Source organism: Lacisediminimonas profundi (assembly GCF_008831265.1).
In the GTDB taxonomy this organism is placed as follows: Bacteria; Pseudomonadota; Gammaproteobacteria; order Burkholderiales; family Burkholderiaceae_D; genus Lacisediminimonas; species Lacisediminimonas profundi.
This window is the reverse complement of the sequence record NZ_VTTH01000001.1, coordinates 1,104,345-1,122,205: the sequence shown is the minus strand read 5'-3', so window position 1 is coordinate 1,122,205 and position 17,861 is coordinate 1,104,345. Positions and strand designations below refer to the sequence as shown.

The 17,861-nt window shown below is 62.2% G+C and carries 18 protein-coding genes; 4 read left to right on the top strand and 14 right to left on the bottom strand.

Annotated features, from left to right (window positions below):
* Positions 1–80: 80 nt before the first annotated feature.
* From rpoE to FVE66_RS05025, 10 genes are all read right to left on the bottom strand, one after another.
* Complete coding sequence (gene rpoE, locus FVE66_RS05070) at positions 81–683, bottom strand: RNA polymerase sigma factor RpoE (RefSeq protein ID WP_151446256.1); 603 nt, start codon at positions 681–683, stop codon at positions 81–83.
* 91 nt (positions 684–774) lie between these two features.
* Entirely contained in the window at positions 775–972 is a 198-nt protein-coding gene (locus FVE66_RS05065) for a hypothetical protein (protein WP_151446255.1), read from the bottom strand.
* Between the two features lie 391 nt (positions 973–1,363).
* Positions 1,364–2,611, bottom strand: coding sequence for a beta-ketoacyl-ACP synthase II (fabF, locus tag FVE66_RS05060; RefSeq protein ID WP_151446254.1), 1,248 nt, complete (start codon positions 2,609–2,611; stop codon positions 1,364–1,366).
* 29 nt (positions 2,612–2,640) lie between these two features.
* Positions 2,641–2,880 (bottom strand): acyl carrier protein, encoded by a 240-nt coding sequence (gene acpP, locus FVE66_RS05055; protein ID WP_151446253.1) that lies wholly within the window; start codon positions 2,878–2,880, stop codon positions 2,641–2,643.
* A 133-nt stretch (positions 2,881–3,013) separates the two neighbouring features.
* Complete coding sequence (gene fabG / locus FVE66_RS05050; RefSeq protein ID WP_151446252.1) at positions 3,014–3,775, bottom strand: 3-oxoacyl-ACP reductase FabG; 762 nt, start codon at positions 3,773–3,775, stop codon at positions 3,014–3,016.
* Complete coding sequence (gene fabD, locus FVE66_RS05045; protein WP_151446251.1) at positions 3,772–4,704, bottom strand: ACP S-malonyltransferase; 933 nt, start codon at positions 4,702–4,704, stop codon at positions 3,772–3,774. The genes fabG and fabD overlap by 4 nt, the downstream gene beginning before the upstream one ends.
* 36 nt (positions 4,705–4,740) lie before the next feature.
* Positions 4,741–5,727, bottom strand: coding sequence for a beta-ketoacyl-ACP synthase III (locus FVE66_RS05040; protein WP_151446250.1), 987 nt, complete (start codon positions 5,725–5,727; stop codon positions 4,741–4,743).
* Entirely contained in the window at positions 5,724–6,797 is a 1,074-nt protein-coding gene (plsX, locus tag FVE66_RS05035; protein WP_151446249.1) for a phosphate acyltransferase PlsX, read from the bottom strand. Before plsX ends, FVE66_RS05040 begins: the two co-directional genes overlap by 4 nt.
* 156 nt (positions 6,798–6,953) lie before the next feature.
* The gene (gene rpmF / locus FVE66_RS05030; RefSeq protein WP_151446248.1) at positions 6,954–7,142 is read right to left on the bottom strand and encodes a 50S ribosomal protein L32; all 189 of its coding nucleotides are present in this window, start codon (positions 7,140–7,142) and stop codon (positions 6,954–6,956) included.
* A gap of 149 nt (positions 7,143–7,291) precedes the next feature.
* The gene (locus FVE66_RS05025) at positions 7,292–7,786 is read right to left on the bottom strand and encodes a YceD family protein (protein ID WP_151446247.1); all 495 of its coding nucleotides are present in this window, start codon (positions 7,784–7,786) and stop codon (positions 7,292–7,294) included.
* Between the two features lie 170 nt (positions 7,787–7,956).
* On the opposite strand from FVE66_RS05025, the gene FVE66_RS05020 reads away from it, so the two are divergent.
* Together FVE66_RS05020 and FVE66_RS05015 are read left to right on the top strand one after the other, a co-directional pair.
* Positions 7,957–8,574: a Maf-like protein gene (locus FVE66_RS05020; RefSeq protein ID WP_151446246.1), complete on the top strand. Its 618-nt coding sequence runs from the start codon at positions 7,957–7,959 to the stop codon at positions 8,572–8,574.
* Between the two features lie 4 nt (positions 8,575–8,578).
* Positions 8,579–9,325, top strand: a complete 747-nt coding sequence (locus FVE66_RS05015; RefSeq protein ID WP_151446245.1) for an SAM-dependent methyltransferase — start codon at positions 8,579–8,581, stop codon at positions 9,323–9,325.
* Between the two features lie 287 nt (positions 9,326–9,612).
* On the opposite strand, the gene FVE66_RS05010 is transcribed toward FVE66_RS05015, so the two are convergent.
* The 4 genes from FVE66_RS05010 to FVE66_RS04995 are packed head-to-tail and all read right to left on the bottom strand — an operon-like array spanning position 9,613 to position 12,725.
* On the bottom strand, positions 9,613–10,632 hold the full coding sequence (locus tag FVE66_RS05010; RefSeq protein WP_151446244.1) for a S49 family peptidase: 1,020 nt from the start codon (positions 10,630–10,632) through the stop codon (positions 9,613–9,615).
* A gap of 14 nt (positions 10,633–10,646) precedes the next feature.
* Positions 10,647–11,027, bottom strand: a complete 381-nt coding sequence (locus FVE66_RS05005; protein WP_151446243.1) for a Rieske (2Fe-2S) protein — start codon at positions 11,025–11,027, stop codon at positions 10,647–10,649.
* Positions 11,027–11,686: an HAD-IA family hydrolase gene (locus FVE66_RS05000; RefSeq protein WP_151446242.1), complete on the bottom strand. Its 660-nt coding sequence runs from the start codon at positions 11,684–11,686 to the stop codon at positions 11,027–11,029. Before FVE66_RS05000 ends, FVE66_RS05005 begins: the two co-directional genes overlap by 1 nt.
* The gene (locus FVE66_RS04995; RefSeq protein WP_151446241.1) at positions 11,667–12,725 is read right to left on the bottom strand and encodes an RluA family pseudouridine synthase; all 1,059 of its coding nucleotides are present in this window, start codon (positions 12,723–12,725) and stop codon (positions 11,667–11,669) included. The genes FVE66_RS05000 and FVE66_RS04995 overlap by 20 nt, the downstream gene beginning before the upstream one ends.
* 567 nt (positions 12,726–13,292) lie before the next feature.
* On the opposite strand from FVE66_RS04995, the gene FVE66_RS04990 reads away from it, so the two are divergent.
* Together FVE66_RS04990 and chrA are read left to right on the top strand one after the other, a co-directional pair.
* A complete protein-coding gene (locus FVE66_RS04990; RefSeq protein ID WP_151446240.1) occupies positions 13,293–16,388 on the top strand; it encodes an Rne/Rng family ribonuclease in 3,096 nt (1,031 codons plus the stop codon).
* Between the two features lie 84 nt (positions 16,389–16,472).
* Positions 16,473–17,822: a chromate efflux transporter gene (chrA, locus tag FVE66_RS04985; protein WP_241673010.1), complete on the top strand. Its 1,350-nt coding sequence runs from the start codon at positions 16,473–16,475 to the stop codon at positions 17,820–17,822.
* Positions 17,823–17,861 lie beyond the last annotated feature (39 nt).

Sequence of the window (17,861 nt, the reverse complement as noted above, 5' to 3'; positions counted from 1 at the left end):
TTTGCGGAGCCCATCCCTTGTTGAACAACTTGTCTTGTCCGCCGAGCCGGCGGATCATTGGTGCCACATTGCCTGCACTGCTACCATCTCTTGTCGATTGCCGTGCCCAGCAAAGGGCGCAGTTTTTCGGCTATCGCTTCACGCGCCCGGAAGATCCTGCTGCGCACAGTTCCTATCGGGCATCCCATTGCTTCGGCAATCTCATCGTAGCTTAATCCCTCAATTTCCCGCAATGTAATCGCCATCCGTAATTCGTCCGGTAGTGCATCCATCGCCACATTCACGGTTTCTGCAATCTGCTTGGTGGCGAGCATCGACTCCGGCGTATTGATATCGCGCAATTGTTCGCCGTCATCGAAGGTCTCCGCCTCTTCAGCGTCGGCCTCGGTCGAGGTCGGCGCGCGCCTTCCCTGCGTGACCAGATAGTTCTTCGCCGTATTGATGCCGATCCGGTAGAGCCAGGTGTAGAACGCCGAGTCGCCACGGAATTGCGGCAGCGCACGGTAGGCCTTGATGAAGGCTTCCTGCACCACATCCTCCGCCTCCGCCTGGTCGCGAACAAGGCGCGACACCAGCCGCATCAGCTTGCGCTGATACTTGACGACCAGAAGCTCGAACGCCTTCTTGTCGCCCCGCTGGACACGCTCGACCAGCAGCTGATCAATGTCGCGCTCGGTGGTCAATGCCCTGTCCCTTCGTTGCCTGCCACATCACGCAGCCTGATATTGACCATGGGAAATAGAACAAAGTTCAAAATCGGTTGAGTTACTTGCGTTATGGGAGCGGATCTTCCTCCTGCAACGCTTGCACCTGCGGCGTCCCGCGAGCGGCAATCCAGCGGATCGCGACGACCAGCGCGCGAAAACCCTCCGGCTCCACCATGTCGGGCAATACGACCAGGCCGGTTCGCGTTCCATCTGCCCGGCACAGGCGCAGCGCGAGCAGCTTGGGCCAGATCGTGGAGTCGTCCATCAGCCGGACCGCTTCACTGCTGCTTTTGTCATCCGGGGAACTTTTCCCGGGGTCCGCGGCAGCACGTGTGTCATGTTCCCTCAACCTGATTTCCCCGAGTCCGGATATATCAAGCTGGAACGATTTTCTTGGCCGGAATGCCGAATGGAACAAGCAGACGCCGGCAACGAACGGGATCAGCGGGAGGGCATTGCCTGAAAGTGCGGACAGTATCGGGGATTCAAAGTAGCCAGCCTGCGCAAAGAGCGCGATCCAGCAAGCGACCCCAATGAGGAGTGCAGCAAGCAGGGCAAGGAGGAAACGGAGCAGCCGGGAAGGGTTGATGACAACCGACGCGGCGATGGACATGGAGGGTGGTCGGCTTCCCCGCGGCCGCGGGGAAGCGCAAGGATCAGACTTTGCCGAAAATCAGCGTGCCGTTCGTTCCGCCGAAGCCGAATGAATTCTTTACTGCAACGTCGATTTTCATGTCCCGCGCCGTGTTGGCGCAGTAGTCGAGGTCGCAGGCAGGATCCTGGTTGAAGATATTGATGGTCGGTGGCGATATCTGCTTGTGGACCGCCAGTACCGTGAACACCGACTCAAGTCCGCCAGCACCGCCCAGCAGATGGCCGGTCATCGATTTTGTCGAGTTGACGACGATCTTCGACGCGTGGTCGCCCAGAGTGCGTTTGATCGCCACGGTTTCCGCCATGTCACCCAGTGGCGTCGAGGTGCCGTGGGCGTTGACGTAGTTGACCTGGTCGGGATTGATGCCGGCATTGGACATGGCGGCGATCATGCAGCGCCGGGCGCCATCGCCGTCTTCCAGCGGAGCCGTCATGTGGTGCGCATCCGCGCTCATGCCGAACCCGAGCAGCTCGGCGTAAATCCGGGCACCACGGGCCTTTGCGTGCTCGTACTCTTCCAGCACCATCACGCCTGCACCCTCACCCAGCACGAAGCCGTCGCGATCGCGGTCCCAGGGGCGGGAAGCCGTGGTCGGGTCATCGTTGCGTGCGGAAAGTGCGCGCGCCGCGGCGAATCCGCCCAGGCCCAGTGGCGAGATGGTCGCCTCCGAGCCGCCGGCGATCATCATGTCGGCATCGCCGTATTCGATCAGGCGTCCGGCCGCGCCTATGCAATGCAGGCCCGTCGTGCAGGCCGTGACGATTGCAAGGTTGGGGCCCTTCAATCCGTACATGATCGACAGATTCCCGGAGATCATGTTGATGATCGAAGCCGGCACGAAGAACGGGCTGATGCGCCGCGGACCTCGATTGGTCAACTCGGCATGCGTGTCCTCGATCAGAGGCAGTCCGCCGATCCCGGATCCGATCAATACGCCGATCCGCTCCGCATTTGCGTCGCTGACAACGACGCCGCTATCCTTGATTGCCTGGATTCCGGCCGCCATGCCATAGTGGATAAAAGTATCCATATGACGGGCTTCCTTGGCCGGCATGTATTCTTCGATCTTGAAGTCCTTCACTTCACCTGCAAAGCGGGTGCTGAAGGCTGAAGCATCGAAGCGGGTAATGTTCGCGATACCCGATCGCCCCGCGATCAGGGCATCCCATGATTCGGCAACCGAGTTGCCAATCGGGGATACACAGCCCAGACCGGTGATGACGACGCGACGCTGTTGTGAGCGGCCCAAACGGATCTCCTGAAGTACTTACCCGAACGTCAAGCCTTGACGTGGGCCTTTGCGTAGTCGATTGCCTGCTGAACGGTGGTGATCTTCTCGGCTTCTTCGTCCGGGATCTCCATTTCGAATTCGTCTTCGAGCGCCATGACGAGTTCTACCGTGTCCAGCGAATCCGCGCCGAGGTCGTCAACGAACGACGATTCGATCTTGATGTCCGCTTCTGCGACGCCGAGTTGCTCAGCGACGATCTTCTTAACTCTTGATTCGATATCCGACATCTTATGCCTCCAGGGTGGTTACAGAAAGTGCGCGCATTTTATCAGGTTTGCGGCACCAGAAATGACTTTCGGGACTTGCTGCCATAGACGAAAACGCCCATGTGGCAGCGATGCAGCACCGGCCCGGCTGCTGCTATGCCATGTACATGCCGCCATTCACGTGCAGGGTGGTGCCCGTGATGTAGCCTGCCTGCGGCGAAGCCAGGAAGGCGGCCGCCGCTGCGATGTCTTCCGGTAGCCCGAAGCGGCCCAGCGGAATCTGCTGCAACAAGGCATTGATCTGCGGCTCGGTCAGGGAACGCGTCATGTCGGTGTCTATGAAGCCCGGCGCGATGCAGTTCACTGTAATGTTGCGGCTGCCGATCTCGCGGGCCAGCGCACGGCTCATGCCGGCCACGCCGGCTTTGGCTGCCGCATAATTCATCTGGCCGGCGTTGCCGGCCGAGCCGACCACCGAGGTGATGTTGATGATGCGTCCCTGCTTGGCTTTCATCATGCCGCGCAGCACGCCGCGCGACAGGCGCGACACGGCAGTCAGGTTGGTCGCGATCACCGCGTCCCATTCCTCGTCCTTCATCCGCATCGCCAGCTGATCCTGCGTGATTCCCGCGTTATTGACAAGGATGCCGATGCCGCCGAATTCCTTCTGCATGCTGTCGATCAGGTCGGTGCAGGCCTTGGCATCGTTCACGTTCAGCACCACGCCACGGCCCGCTTGCGGACCGATCTCGGCAAGATAGGCCGAGATGGCGGTGGCGCCGGCTTCGGACGTCGCAGTGCCGATCACGCGCGCGCCCTGCTTCGCAAGCTCGGCCGCGATTGCGCGGCCAATCCCGCGCGAAGCGCCGGTCACCAGCGCAACCTGGTTGTTCAATGCTCCTGCTTGTTCGCTCATTTCAGGCTCTCCAGCACTTTGTCGAGCGATGCCTGGTCCATGATCGCGTCGGAAATAAAATCGCTGCCTATGCGCTTGGTCAGGCCGCTCAACACCTTGCCCGGACCGCATTCGACCACGTGCATCACGCCCTGGGCGGCCATGGCCTGCAGCGTCTCGACCCAGCGCACCGGGCTTGCCGCCTGGCGCACCAGCGCGTCCTTGATCGCGGCCGGATCAGAGACGATGGCAACGTCGACATTATTGATCACCGGGATCTGTGGCGCGGAAAACGCCACTGTCGCCAGATATTCCTGCAGCCGCGCGGAAGCGGGCTTCAGAAGCGAGGAATGGAACGGCGCCGACACTGACAGCGGCAGCGCGCGCTTGGCGCCCCTTGCCTTGGCTGCCTCGCAGGCGCGGTCCACGGCCGCCTTGGTGCCGGCGATCACTACCTGCGCCGGTGCATTGTAGTTGACCGCCTCGACCACTTCTCCCTGCGCCGCTTCGGCACAGGCGGCGCGCACGTCCTCGTCCGACAGGCCCAGGATGGCAGCCATGCCGCCGGCGCCGACCGGCACTGCTTCCTGCATCGCCTGCGCGCGAAAGCGCACCAGCGGCACGGCATCCCTGAACGCAATGACGCCGGCAGCAACCAGTGCCGAGTATTCGCCCAGGCTGTGGCCGGCAACGATCGCCGGAGCAGGACCGCCGGCCGCGAGCCAGGCGCGATAAGTCGCAACCGCCGCGGTCAGCATCACTGGCTGGGTATTCGTGGTCAGGTCGAGTTCTTCCTTGGGGCCTTCCGATATCAGCCGGGCGAGGTCGAATCCGATGGCATCGGAGGCCTCCGCGACCGTATCGCGCACCACGCTGTTGTCGGCGAAGCCATTGAGCATGCCGATCGATTGCGCGCCCTGGCCGGGAAATACGAATGAAAATCTGGTCATGAAACGTCTCTGTTATTGGTATTGGGGCCCAGCCGCTTACATGCGCGCCAGCACGGCGCCCCATGTGAAGCCACCACCGACGCCCTCCATCATCACGGCCTGGCCCTTCTTGACCCGGCCATCACGCACCGCCAGGTCGAGAGCAAGCGGAATCGACGCCGCCGAGGTGTTGCCGTGCTGGTCCACCGTCACGACCATCTTTTCCAGCGGCATGCCGAGCTTCTTCGCGGTGCTGTGCATGATACGGATGTTGGCCTGGTGCGGAATCAGCCAGTCGACTTCCGACGCCTGCATGCCAGCGCTATCCAGGGCTTCGTGCGCCACTTTGTCCAGCACGGACACCGCCAGCTTGAACACTGCCGGTCCGTCCATGTACAGGAAGCCGCTGCCGGCCAAACCGCCCTTGCTTACCGTGCCAGCCACGCAGAGTATGTCGGCATGGCTGCCATCGGCATGCATCTTGGAGGCGAGGATGCCCGGTTCGGCCGACTCGGACAGCACCACGGCGCCGGCGCCATCGCCGAACAGCACGCAGGTGCCGCGATCGGTGAAATCAAGGATGCGGGAGAATACTTCGGCGCCGATGATCAGTACCTTGCGGTGCGCACCGGATTTGATGAAGCTGTCGGCGATCGACAGCGCATAAACGAAGCCGCTGCACACTGCCTGCACGTCGAACGCCGCGCAATTGTTGGTGATGCCCAGCTTGCGCTGCACTACGCAGGCGGTGCTGGGGAAACCACCGAGGAAGTCCGGGGTCGACGTGGCGAGGATGATCAGGTCGATGTCGTCGGGCTGCAAGCCGGCCATCTCGAGCGCGCGTTTCGCCGCTTCCACCGCGAGGTCGCTGGAAAGCACACCGTCCTCGGCATAATGCCGGGCCGAAATGCCGCTGCGGGACACGATCCATTCGTCGGAAGTTTCGATGCCCTGCTGCGCCAGTTGCGCGGTGAGGTCCTGGTTGGTCACGCGCCGGGGCGGCAGGTAACTGCCGGTCCCGATGATTTTGCTGAATGAAGTCATGCGATTGTCTGATTATCGGATTCGGATGCAGGTGTCGACTGGTCGTCTTGCGGCATCCACTCCGCTATCGTTGTAGAGATGCGAGATAGTACGTCATTACGGGCGGCGTCGAAGGCGCGCCGTATCGCGCGCTCGAAGCCATAGGCATTCTCGCCGCCATGGCTCTTGAATACAAGTCCGCGCAAGCCGAGCAGGCTGGCGCCGTTGTAGCGGGAGGGATTAAGGCGGCGCGAGAACGCTTTGATCGCGCCGCGGGCAATCAGCGCCCCCAGCATGTTCAGCGGGCTGCTCTTGAACTCCGCGGTCAGCGCATTCTTGACGAATCGCCCCAACCCCTCGGAAGCCTTGAGTACCACGTTGCCGACGAAACCGTCGCACACGACGATGTCGGTGGTGCCTTCGAAGATGTCGTTGCCTTCGACATTGCCATAAAAATTGATCAGGCCCTTGGCATGGTCGGCGCGCAGCAGGACCGCAGTCTGCTTGACGACGTCATTGCCCTTGATGTCTTCTTCGCCGACATTGAGCAAGCCCACGCTGGGGCGGGCAATGCCCTCGACGGCAGCGACCAGTGCCGAGCCCATCAGGGCGAACTGGTGCAAGTGGTGCGGCTCGCAGTCGACGTTGGCGCCGAGGTCGAGCATGTAGGTCGGTCCGTCCTTCTGGTTCGGCAAGATGGTGCAGATTGCCGGCCGGTCCACGCCGGGCAAGGTCTTCAGCACGTAGCGCGACACGGCCATCAGCGCGCCGGTGTTGCCGGCCGAAACGCAAGCCTGCGCCCGTCCTTCCTTCACCAGGTTGATGGCGACGCGCATCGAGGAATCTTTCTTCCGGCGCAGCGCGACCTCGAGAGGGTCGTCCATCGTGACCACTTCGGTCGCATTCACGATCGCCAGGCGCGGATGAGCTTGTGCCTTGTGCTTCGCCAGTTCGGCCGCAATGACTTCCTCGCGGCCAACCAGCATCAGGAATGCCTCCGGCTCCGCATTCACGAACGAAATGGCAGCGGGCACAGTAACGGAAGGGCCGTGGTCGCCCCCCATGCAGTCAATAGAGATATGAATTGTCATTGGCGCGATCAGCAGCCCCGTGCGCAAGCCGACAGGCCGGCCGGCCAGGTGTGATTCGAAATGACGAAGATAGCGTTGCCAGACATGAAAAAGGCGGCGTGGAGCGAACCGGGGGTCGCTGGCCAGCGCCGCATTCTATGTGACAGCGTGAACGAATTACTCGTCGTTCTTGGTAGCCAGAACCTTGCGGCCGCGGTACATGCCGGTCGGCGAGATGTGGTGCCGACGGTGAACTTCACCCGTCTTGCTGTCAACTGCAACCGCCAACTGGTTCGTGTCGAGTGCGTCGTGCGAGCGGTGCATGCCGCGCTTGGAGGGCGACTTCTTGTTTTGCTGAACAGCCATGATTACTCCTAAACCGTAAAATACGAAATGTAATGCGAAATTTAATACAAAATTCAACGCGAGATTCTAACACAGGCCGCCGGCGGAACTTCCCTTCCGACATGCCCGTCTGCCCGAATTGTTCATCGCGCTGACGGCGAGCACCCGGCTCAGCGCTTCAGTTTGCCGAGGACGGCAAACGGAGATTCTTTCTTTTCCTCGGGCACGACCGGCTCGCTGGCAACCACACAGTGGTCATGCCGGGGCGCGGGCGGCAATGCCAGCAGCGCTTCGTCTTCCACCAGCGCCAGCAAGTCCAGCGCACTGGAGCCGACGATGACCTCAACCGGCTCGTCGACCAGTTGCTCGTCGAGCGCGTCGGCCTGCTCGTCGTCCGCTGCCACCACAACCACGGCCTGCGAATCAATCGAGTAAGCCATCGGCCCCAGGCAGCGCTGGCAGCGCAAGCTGACCTCGCCCGCGACCTGCAACATCATTTGCGGATTACCGTGGGGATTGATCCCGCCCTGCACGGACCAGCGAATGGCGCCCGACTGATCGAGAGTCTCCGCAACCAGACGCCCAAACTGCGCGACGGGAGTCTCGCCACTGCGGGAATCCTTCTTGCGGCAAAACTCGAAAGCATCAACGTCGTACGTTCCCATAGGCTCGCGCGTTCCGGAAAACCTGCGATAATAGCAGCGTTTTTCCTTATTCGTCAAAGATTTACCGCATCTCCAACCGTTTTCCAGCCATTTTTTCAGCCGGTCTTACATCCTCTTTTTCCACCCGTTCTTTCCACCTGCTCTTTCCACCCGATTCCGCGCACTCCCGCATGCCTCCCACCACACTGCGCCTGATCCTCGCTTCCAGTTCGCGCTACCGCCAGGAATTGCTGTCCCGCCTGCGCTTGCCGTTCGAAGCAATTTCCCCATCCATCGACGAAAGCCCTGCCCCCGGCGAGCGGCCGGCGGCCACCGCATTGCGACTGGCTCGGGAAAAAGCGGAAGCCGTCAGTGCCACAGTGCCAGGCGCGCTGGTGATCGGGTCGGACCAGGTAGCCACGCTTGACGGCATGCAGATCGGAAAACCCGGCTCGCACGCAAAGGCGCTGGCGCAACTGCAGATGATGCGCGGACGCCAGGTGGTGTTTCACACGGCATTGTGCCTGCTCGATTGCAGGCCGGGCGCGGCCCATCCGGTCCAGCTGGAGGAGATCCGTACCCTGGTCAGCTTTCGCAAACTGCCTGACCACGAACTGGACGCCTATTTGCGTATCGAACAACCCTACGACGTCGCCGGCAGTGCGAAGAACGAAGGCCTGGGCATTGCCATCCTGGAGCGGATCGACAGCACCGACCCTACCGCGCTCACCGGCCTGCCGCTGATCGCATTGTGCGGAATGCTGAGGACAGCCGGCGTGTCCTTCTTCGATACCGGCGCGGGAGCCTGAAGGAATGGCCGGCGACCTTTATCTGGTACCCAACATCCTGGCCTCGCCCGGTGCCGGCGGCAATCCTCTTGAAGTGATTCCTGCCAGCGCGCTAGCGATTGCCTGCCGTCTCGAGTACTTCATTGCGGAGAATGCCAAGACCGCGCGGGCATTCCTGAAAGCCGTCTCCCTGACCCATCCACTAGCGCTGCCCTTGCAGCAGATCAGGATAGAGGAGTTGAACGTGCGGACCGAGGCAAGCCGCTTGCCGGCCCTGCTTGCGCCTGTCGAGCAGGGAACCAGCGCTGGCCTGCTGTCGGAAGCAGGTGTGCCGGCCGTGGCCGATCCTGGCGCCGACCTGGTCCGGGTGGCGCATGCACGTGGCATCCGGGTACATCCGCTGGTAGGCCCTTCTTCCATCTTGCTGGCACTGATGGCAAGCGGCTTGAACGGGCAGAGCTTCGCCTTCAATGGCTACCTTCCCATCGACGCCGGTGAACGTGGGAAGCGGATCAAATCGCTGGAGCAACGTTCGCGGCAGGAACGGCAAACACAGATATTTATCGAGACGCCTTACCGCAACGCGGCCTTGCTGGATGCGCTGCTGCAGCATTGCCATGCCGACACCCTGGTGTGCGTCGCCACCAACCTGACGCTGGACACTGAAGTGATACGCACGCGCACAGCCCGGCAGTGGAAATCGGAAGCCGGCGATGGCCTGGCCCAGCAACTCCAGAAGCAGCCTACCGTATTCCTGTTTCTGGCGAGTTGATGGCGGCGGTACTGCTGAAAAAAGCTGTGAAAAAAACTGTGAAAGAAGCCGTGAAAGAAGCAATGAAAAAAGCGCGGAAGCAATGAAGAGGACGAAATGCAAAACGGCGGTATTGCGCCGCCGTTTTGCAGGCCCTTTTCACAGGGCCCGGGAACAGGAAGTATAACTTCCCGGACAGCACGATCAATGCTGCCATCCTGATGGACAAGGCCTGTTTCTGCCAGACGCCATCAACTTCAATATAGTCACCCGGGCGCAGATCGCAAGGACAATCGCACCCGAGCAGTTCATCGCAGCGATACCGCCTTGCCCTGCCACAGCGACTTCATGGCACTCTCCCCTGCTGCCGCACCGAAGCGTTTCAACACGCGCTCGGGCAATCCTTCATGCACGGTGTAGTCGATGATGTCCTCGGCCTTGACGATATTGCGGGCAACGGAATCCACCGTACCGAAGCCGTCGGCCAAGCCCATCTCGACCGCCTTGGCGCCGGACCAGAACAAGCCGGAGAACATTTCCGGCGATTCTTTCAGGCGCTTGCCGCGCCCCTGGCGCACTGCTTCAATGAACTGCTGGTGCACTTCGTTGAGCATGGTTTGCGCATATTCCCTGTGGCGCGGCGTCTGCGGACTGAACGGGTCAAGGAAGCCCTTGTTGTCGCCAGCCGTCAGCAAGCGGCGCTCGACGCCAAACTTTTCCATCAGGCCGCTGAATCCGAAGCCATCCATCAGTACACCGATGGAGCCAACGATACTGGCCTTGTTGACGAATATCTGGTCGGCAGCGGCGGCAACATAATAGCCGCCGGATGCACACATCTCTTCTACGACTACGTACAGTGGCCTGGTAGGGTAGGCCTTGCGCAAGCGCTGCATTTCATCATAGATGATGCCTGCCTGCACCGGGCTGCCGCCGGGGCTGTTGATGCGCATGATCACCGCCGCTGCATTGGAATCGGCGTAAGCCTTGTTCAGCGCAATCACGACATTGTCGGCCGCCCCGCTACCGCTGCCGGCCTCGATGCTGCCATCGATCTCGATCAGCGCCGTATGGCGGCCGATCGATTCCATGTCGCCGCCGCCGAAATCGAACAGCTGCCAGACCACTGCCCCGACGATCAGCAAGGTGAGCAAGCGGAAAGATATCGACCAGCGACGACGCACCTTAGCCTCATTCAGTTGGGCGAAAGCAAGGCGTTCCAGCGTATCCCGTTCCCAGGTCTTGCCATCGGCCTTTTGCGAACCGGTGCTGCGGGTTGCCTGCAATGCCGCATCGTCCGCGGCGCCGGGGTTCTGATTTTCTTCCATGAAACAGGTCTTCCTTATGCCAGTACTGGCCGGACGAATTCATCCGGCTCCCAATAAATTCCGCCATCTCTTTCGAAGACGGCAATCGGCCTGAGCCTGCCCCCGCGGCAAGGTCCGCCGGCGCACTGCCCGCTTTCAGGCAGGTAGACCGCGCCATGCGTAGCGCACATCAGGTACAGGCCGCTCGATTCGAAAAACTCGCCTTCGGTCCAGTCCAGTTCCACCGGAACATGCGCGCAGCGGTTCAGGTAGGCATGCACCCCGCCGTTGTAGCGGATCACGAATCCGGTGCGCTCCTCGCCGCCCGCGGTGACGGGAAAGCGCACGCCCTTGCCGCGCTCCACGACTTCGTCCGCGGCGCAGACGAAAACGGCGATGTCCGGCGTGGCGCTCATCAGGCGTTGTCGAGCAGCCACTGATGAAGTTGGGGCACCGAACTTGCAGAAAACAAGGGTTGCAGCGCATCCAGTTCCGCAGCCGGATGCGCCCCGTAATGCACGCCGATTCCAGCCGCCCCCGCATTCAGTGCCATCTGCAGGTCGTGGGTGGTGTCCCCGATCATCACGGTCCTGCGCAAATCCTGCCCGAGTTCGCGGGTAATTTCATGCAGCATCGCCGGATGCGGCTTGGAAAAGGTTTCGTCGGCGCAGCGGGTGGCGTCGAACAGCGAAGCAAGCCGTACGCCATGCAGCGCACGGTTCAGGCCGACCCTGCTCTTGCCGGTTGCCACCGCCAGGAAGTAGCCGCGGGCGGAGAGATCTGCCAGCATTTCCGGAACGCCTTCGAACAGGGTCAACTCATGGTCCTTGGCCAGATAGTGATGGCGGTAGCGCTCGACCATGCGCGGGTAATGCCCGGGATCGAGGCCGGGCAAGGCGGCCGCCATCGCCTCCTGCAAGCCTAGTCCGATCACATAAGAGGCCGAGCGCTGGTCCGGCACCGGCAAGCCGAGGTCGCGCGCCGCGGCCTGGATGCAGCGAACGATGGTGCCGGTGCTATCAATCAGCGTGCCGTCCCAATCGAAGACGATCAGGTCAAATTGCTTCTTTGCCATTCATTTTTCCGGTATGGCCTGCTGGCCCGCCAGCTTGCGCAGCACGCCGGCCGTCGTCGAGCGATTCGAGAAAGCGCAAACACTCGGGAGGCAGTGGCGCGTTCAGGGTCATCTGCTCGCTGGTTGCGGGATGGGCAAATGTGATCTGGTGGGCATGCAGGAACATGCGCTTCAGGACGCCGTAGGGTCCGTTCGCCTTCTGCAGCATCTTGTTAAGGGCAAAATCGCCATACTTGTCGTCGCCCGGAATCGGGAATCCGCTGGAAGCGAGATGGACCCGGATCTGGTGGGTACGCCCGGTCTTCAGCTCGGCTTCCAGCAACGCGAACGGCCCGTATTTTCTCAGCAAACTGAAAACCGTGTGGCACGGCGCGCCATCTGCCTGTACTCGCACCCGCCGCTCCCCGTCCGGCCCCGTATACTTATATAAAGGCAAGCGCACATGCTGGCGGGCGTTGCGCCAGTCGCCGTGCACCAGCACCAGGTATCGCTTGTCAGTCGTGCCCTCCCGCATCTGCTCGTGCAGGCTGGTCAGCGCCGAACGTTTCTTGGCCAGCATCAGGATGCCCGATGTCTCGCGATCCAGCCGGTGCACCAGTTCCAGGAACTTGGCCTGGGGCCGGGAAGCACGCAGTTGCTCGATGACACCGTAACTGACACCCGATCCGCCATGCACGGCAATGCCTGCCGGCTTGTCGATCACCAGCAGGTGTTCATCTTCGAACAGGATCCGGAACTCCGCGCCGGGCACGATTTTTTCGTCGCGCTGGGGCAGCCGCACCGGCGGCACGCGCACCACGTCGCCCTCCAACAGACGGTAGGTCTGGTCTACGCGGCCGCGGTTGACCCGCACCTCGCCTGAGCGCAGCACCCGATAAACATGACTTTTTGGCACGCCTTTTAGCATGCGCAGCAGGAAATTATCTATGCGCTGGCCGGTATCTTCTTCGCCTATCGTCACCAGCTTGACCTGGGGAAGGAGGGATGTGGATCCGTTGCCGGCCGCGTTTCCGCCGGAATCGCTCGCTAACTCCTTCATTTTGCGAATATAATTTGTTGCACCCCGGTTTAAGAGGGTGCGTGTAAGAATAAAGAGCACATTCTACACAGGGGTGACCCCATTGGCCCCGTTGCATTGCATTTCAGTGCGCGAATACAATGGAAAGCGTGTATGCACCACTCCAGCCGCGCCCGTCAGGGTTGCACCGCTGTTGCGATCGGACCGTCGCTGGATTGTTGGACTTGATGCCCGGAATGTAAGGATATGTCTGGCAAGCTTGCGAAAGCGGGCTTGCTGGTTTGATGCAGTCATCGTGCCCACCGACAGATCGCACCTGGCCCAGCTGGTCGCTTCATGAGCGCCGCGTAGTTCGCAACCGGTTACAAACCGGCCTGCGCCGCGGCGCCAGACAGCGCGCCACTGGCCGCACTGCGTGAGGGTGGTTTCGATGTGCCGCATCCGCGCCCTGTTGCGACGCGCTGAACAAGCGCGGCCGCACGTTAGGCAGTTCCCCTCCCCCTGGCTCTCCGTCCTCGCGTACATCCCCGTACCACGCCGCGGCTTTCGCTGCGGCACTGACCAGACCTTCGGGTCACGGAGTGAAACATGAAGCGCATGCTGTTCAATGCGACCCAGCAAGAAGAATTGCGGGTCGCAATCGTCGATGGCCAGAAGCTGATCGACATCGACATCGAGACCACCGGTCGCGAACAACGCAAGTCCAACATCTACAAAGGCGTCATTACCCGTATCGAGCCGTCGCTGGAAGCCTGCTTCATCAGCTACGGCGAGGAGCGCCACGGCTTCCTGCCCTTCAAGGAAGTCGCCCGCACCTACTTCAAGGAAGGCGTGGATGTCCGCAACGCCACCATTCGCGACGCATTGCGCGAAGGCCAGGAAATCATGGTCCAGGTGGAAAAGGAAGAGCGCGGCAACAAGGGCGCGGCACTGACTTCCTTCGTCTCGCTGGCCGGGCGCTACCTGGTGCTGATGCCGAACAATCCTCGTGGCGGCGGCGTCTCGCGCCGGGTCGAGGGCGAAGATCGCCAGGAACTGCGTGAAACCATGGACAAGCTGGACATTCCGCCAGGCATGTCCGTCATCGCCCGCACCGCTGGCATCGGCCGCAATGTCGAAGAATTGCAGTGGGACCTGAACTACCTGATGCAACTGTGGCGCGCCATCGAAGGCGCCGGCAAGTCGGCACCGGGCTCGTTCCTGATTTACCAGGAATCGTCGCTGGTGATCCGCGCGATCCGCGATTATTTCCAGCCGGATATCGGCGAAATCCTGATCGACACCGACGACATCTACGAACAGGCGCAGCAGTTCATGAGCCACGTGATGCCCGACATGGTGCACCGCGTGAAACGCTATCACGACGACGTTCCGCTGTTCTCGCGTTTCCAGATCGAACACCAGATTGAAACTGCCTATTCGCGCACGGTACCGCTGCCTTCCGGCGGCGCGATCGTCATCGACCATACCGAAGCACTGGTGTCGGTTGACGTGAACTCGGCGCGCGCCACCCGCGGCAGCGACATCGAAACCACGGCGACCAACACCAACCTCGAAGCGGCAGATGAAGTGGCCCGGCAGTTGCGCCTGCGCGACCTGGGCGGCCTGATCGTCATCGACTTCATCGACATGGAAAGTGCGCGCAACCAGCGCGAAGTCGAAACCCGGCTAAAAGACGCGCTGCATTTCGACCGTGCGCGCGTACAGATGGGCAAGATTTCCCGCTTCGGCCTGATGGAATTGTCGCGTCAGCGCCTGCGTCCGTCATTGTCGGAAGGCAGCCACGTCACCTGCCCGCGCTGCAACGGCACCGGCCACATCCGCGACACCGAATCCTCCGCCCTGCAAGTCCTGCGCATCATCCAGGAAGAGGCGATGAAGGAAAACACCGCGGCCATCCACGTGCAGTCGCCGGTCGATGTCGCCGCCTTCCTGCTCAATGAGAAGCGCGGCGAGATCCTGAAGATCGAAACCCGCCACCGTGTGTCGGTGATCTTGATCCCCAACAAGCACCTGGAAACGCCGCACTACAAGCTGGAACGGATCAAGCACGACGATCCGCGGCTTGAAGTCCTGCAGGCCAGCTATGCAATGGCGGAGGAAGCCGATACCGACGTTGGTTATAGCAAGCGCCAGAAAGAAGAAGGCAAGCCACGCCAGGAGGCAATGGTCAAGAGCATCACCCCTGAGCAAGCGCCTATCGTCGAGCGTGTCCAGCCTCCTTCCGCGCCGGCACCGGCGCCCGCAGTAGTGGCTGAAGTCCGCGAGGAAGGATTCCTGGAACGCCTGTTCGGCCTGTTCCGCAAGAAGCCCGTGGCGCCGGCAGTACCGCTGACCCCGGCTCTTGAAAAGCCGGCCCCGACGCGCGAGCGGCAGGAACGCAATGGCCGCGGACGCAGCCGCACCCGCGGCCGTGGCGAACGCGACACCGAGAAGCAGGAAGCCCGCGAGGAAACTGCGCAGAAATCGACTGGCCAGGCCGGACGTGGCCAGCGCCCGCCGCGCGAACCACGCGAAACACGCGAACCGGCAGAAGCACGCGCCGAAACCCGTGAAGCGCGCACTGAAGGCCGCGGAGAGCGTGCCGAACGTGGCGAACGCGCAGAGCGTGGCGAGCGGGCAGAGCGTGGTGAACGTGCAGAACGTGGCGAAGGTCGGCGTGAACGCCAGCCGCGCCCGCCAAAGGATGAAGCCAAGGCCAGCGCAGCGGTCGAAGCAGCAACCGAGGAAGCGACACTGGCGCTTGCACCGATTGCTGGCGGACTGACACCCGCAACCCTGGTAGAAGCTCCACAGGCGCAGGAAGAACTCGAACTGGGCGCTGCACCGGCCGGCGAGGCAGGTGAAGCAGGCGAGGCAGGCGAAGAACAGAAGCGTCGTCGTCGTCGTCGTGGCGGCCGCAACCGCAACCGCCGCGATCGTGACAATCCGGAATCGGGCGAACTGCTTGAAGAAGGTGAACCAGGCGAAGCGGCCGAGGCTGGTGCCACTGCGCAAGCAGAGGCTGTCGTGGCTGCCGAGCCGCAACACGCTCCGGCCGTTGCTGCCGCGGAAGTTGCAGCAATCGTTGCCGCTCCCGCCGAGCCTGCCGCAATTGCCCGTGAACCGCTGGCCGAAGAAGCGAGGGTAGAGTCTGCCCCGGCCTTGCCGGTGGTAATCGAACCAGCAATCGAAGCAGCGCCGGTCGCTACCCCGGAAACGGTGACGGCCACTGCGGCCCAACCGGTCGCAGAGGTGCAGCCTGTGGTAGCACCGGCAGCACCGGCGCCGCAAGCGGCCCCGGCTGCTGAAGCGCAAGCGGAAGTCGCCGCCGAAGTCATCCCGCCGGCTCCCGCTGTTGCTGTTGAAGGAGCCCAGCCCGAGGTCGTCGCGGCAGTCGCGGCCCCGGCAGCGCCTGTAGCTGCTCCGGCAGCGCCTGCTCCGGCTCCTGCAGCCACCCAAGTGGCAACAGCACCGGCAGCAACGCCGGCCATGGCCGCCGGCGCCGCTGCCATGCCGCTGGACGAGCTGCGCCAGGTTCTGTCTTCAGCCGGATTGACACTGGCCGTGACGGATCCAGAAAAGCTGCGTGCCGCGCAGGAAGCATCGGCACGCATCGTGGCCCAGCCTCGCGCACCACGCGAGCGCAAGCCGCTGGCACCGCTGCCGAGCGAACCGCTGGTACAGGTGGAAACCCGGCACTGATCGGACACCCGCCCGGCGAGAATGCCGAACCAGCATGAAAAAGGGAGTCTCGGCTCCCTTTTTCTCTATGGAGACCTGAATAAAGTGCAACAACAAAGCGTGTTGGACCAGGCTTCCTCGCCCGTCAGCCTGGGCGAGGCGCTGCTGTACTGGCTGAAGCTGGGCTTTATCAGTTTCGGCGGTCCGGCTGGCCAGATTGCGATGATGCACACCGAACTGGTCGAGAAGCGTCGCTGGATTTCGGAGCAGCGCTTCCTGCACGCACTGAATTACTGCATGGTGCTGCCTGGTCCGGAAGCAACCCAGCTGGCGATCTATATCGGCTGGCTGATGCATGGCACGCTGGGGGGCGTGATGGCCGGCGTGCTGTTCGTGCTGCCCTCGCTGGGCGTGCTGGCCGGGCTGTCCTGGATCTACCTGACCTACGACGATGTGCCAGTCATTGCAGGCATACTTTATGGCATCAAGCCAGCTGTGGTGGCGATCGTGCTTGCTGCGGCCTGGCGCATCGGCAGCCGCACTCTGAAAAACCGCTGGCTGGTGGCGATTGCGCTGCTTGCCTTCCTGGCGATCGCCGTCGTCGACCTCCCCTTTCCCCTGATCGTGCTGAGTGCCGCTGCTGCCGGCGTGATCGGCAGCCGCATGCTGCCGCACCAGTTCCAGCTCGGCGGCGCTCATGGCGCAAGCCACCAGTCATACGGGCCAGCCCTGATCGACGACGACACCCCGACGCCCGAGCACGCCCTGTTTCGCCCGGCACGGCTGGCCGCGGTTTGCGCGGCAGGACTGCTGATCGGTACCGCCGTCTGGCTGCTTGTCGCCTGGGCTTCCGGCGGCATGCACAGTCCCTACAGTCAGATGAGCTGGTTCTTCACCAAGGCAGCGCTGCTGACCTTTGGCGGCGCGTATGCCGTGCTGCCCTATGTGTACGAGGCAGCGGTCGAAACCTTCGGCTGGCTGACCGGCCCCCAGATGATCGATGGCCTGGCACTGGGCGAAACCACGCCCGGCCCGCTGATCATGATCGTCGCCTTCGTCGGCTTCGTCGGCGGCTGGACCAAGGAGGTGCTGGGACCCGGGCATCTCGCCCTTGCCGGTTTCATCGGCGCCTGCGTGGCGACTTTCTTCACGTTCCTGCCCTCCTTCATTTTCATCCTGGCCGGCGGCCCTCTGGTCGAGTCCACCCGCGACAATATCCGGCTGACCGCCCCGCTGACCGCGATATCGGCGGCGGTGGTCGGCGTGATCGTCAGCCTGGCCCTGTTTTTTGCACAACACGTATTTCATACCGAAAGACCATTCGCGCAGTGGGACTTCGCTGCCGTGGCGATCACGGCTCTGGCATGCGTTGCGTTGTTCCGATACAAGGCGGGAGCGATGGGTTTGCTTGCGGGATGTGCCCTCGCAGGCCTCGTGGTATCTTATCTTCGGTAATATTTTCTGTTGGCCGCGGCGATTGCATCGCGCGGCGCA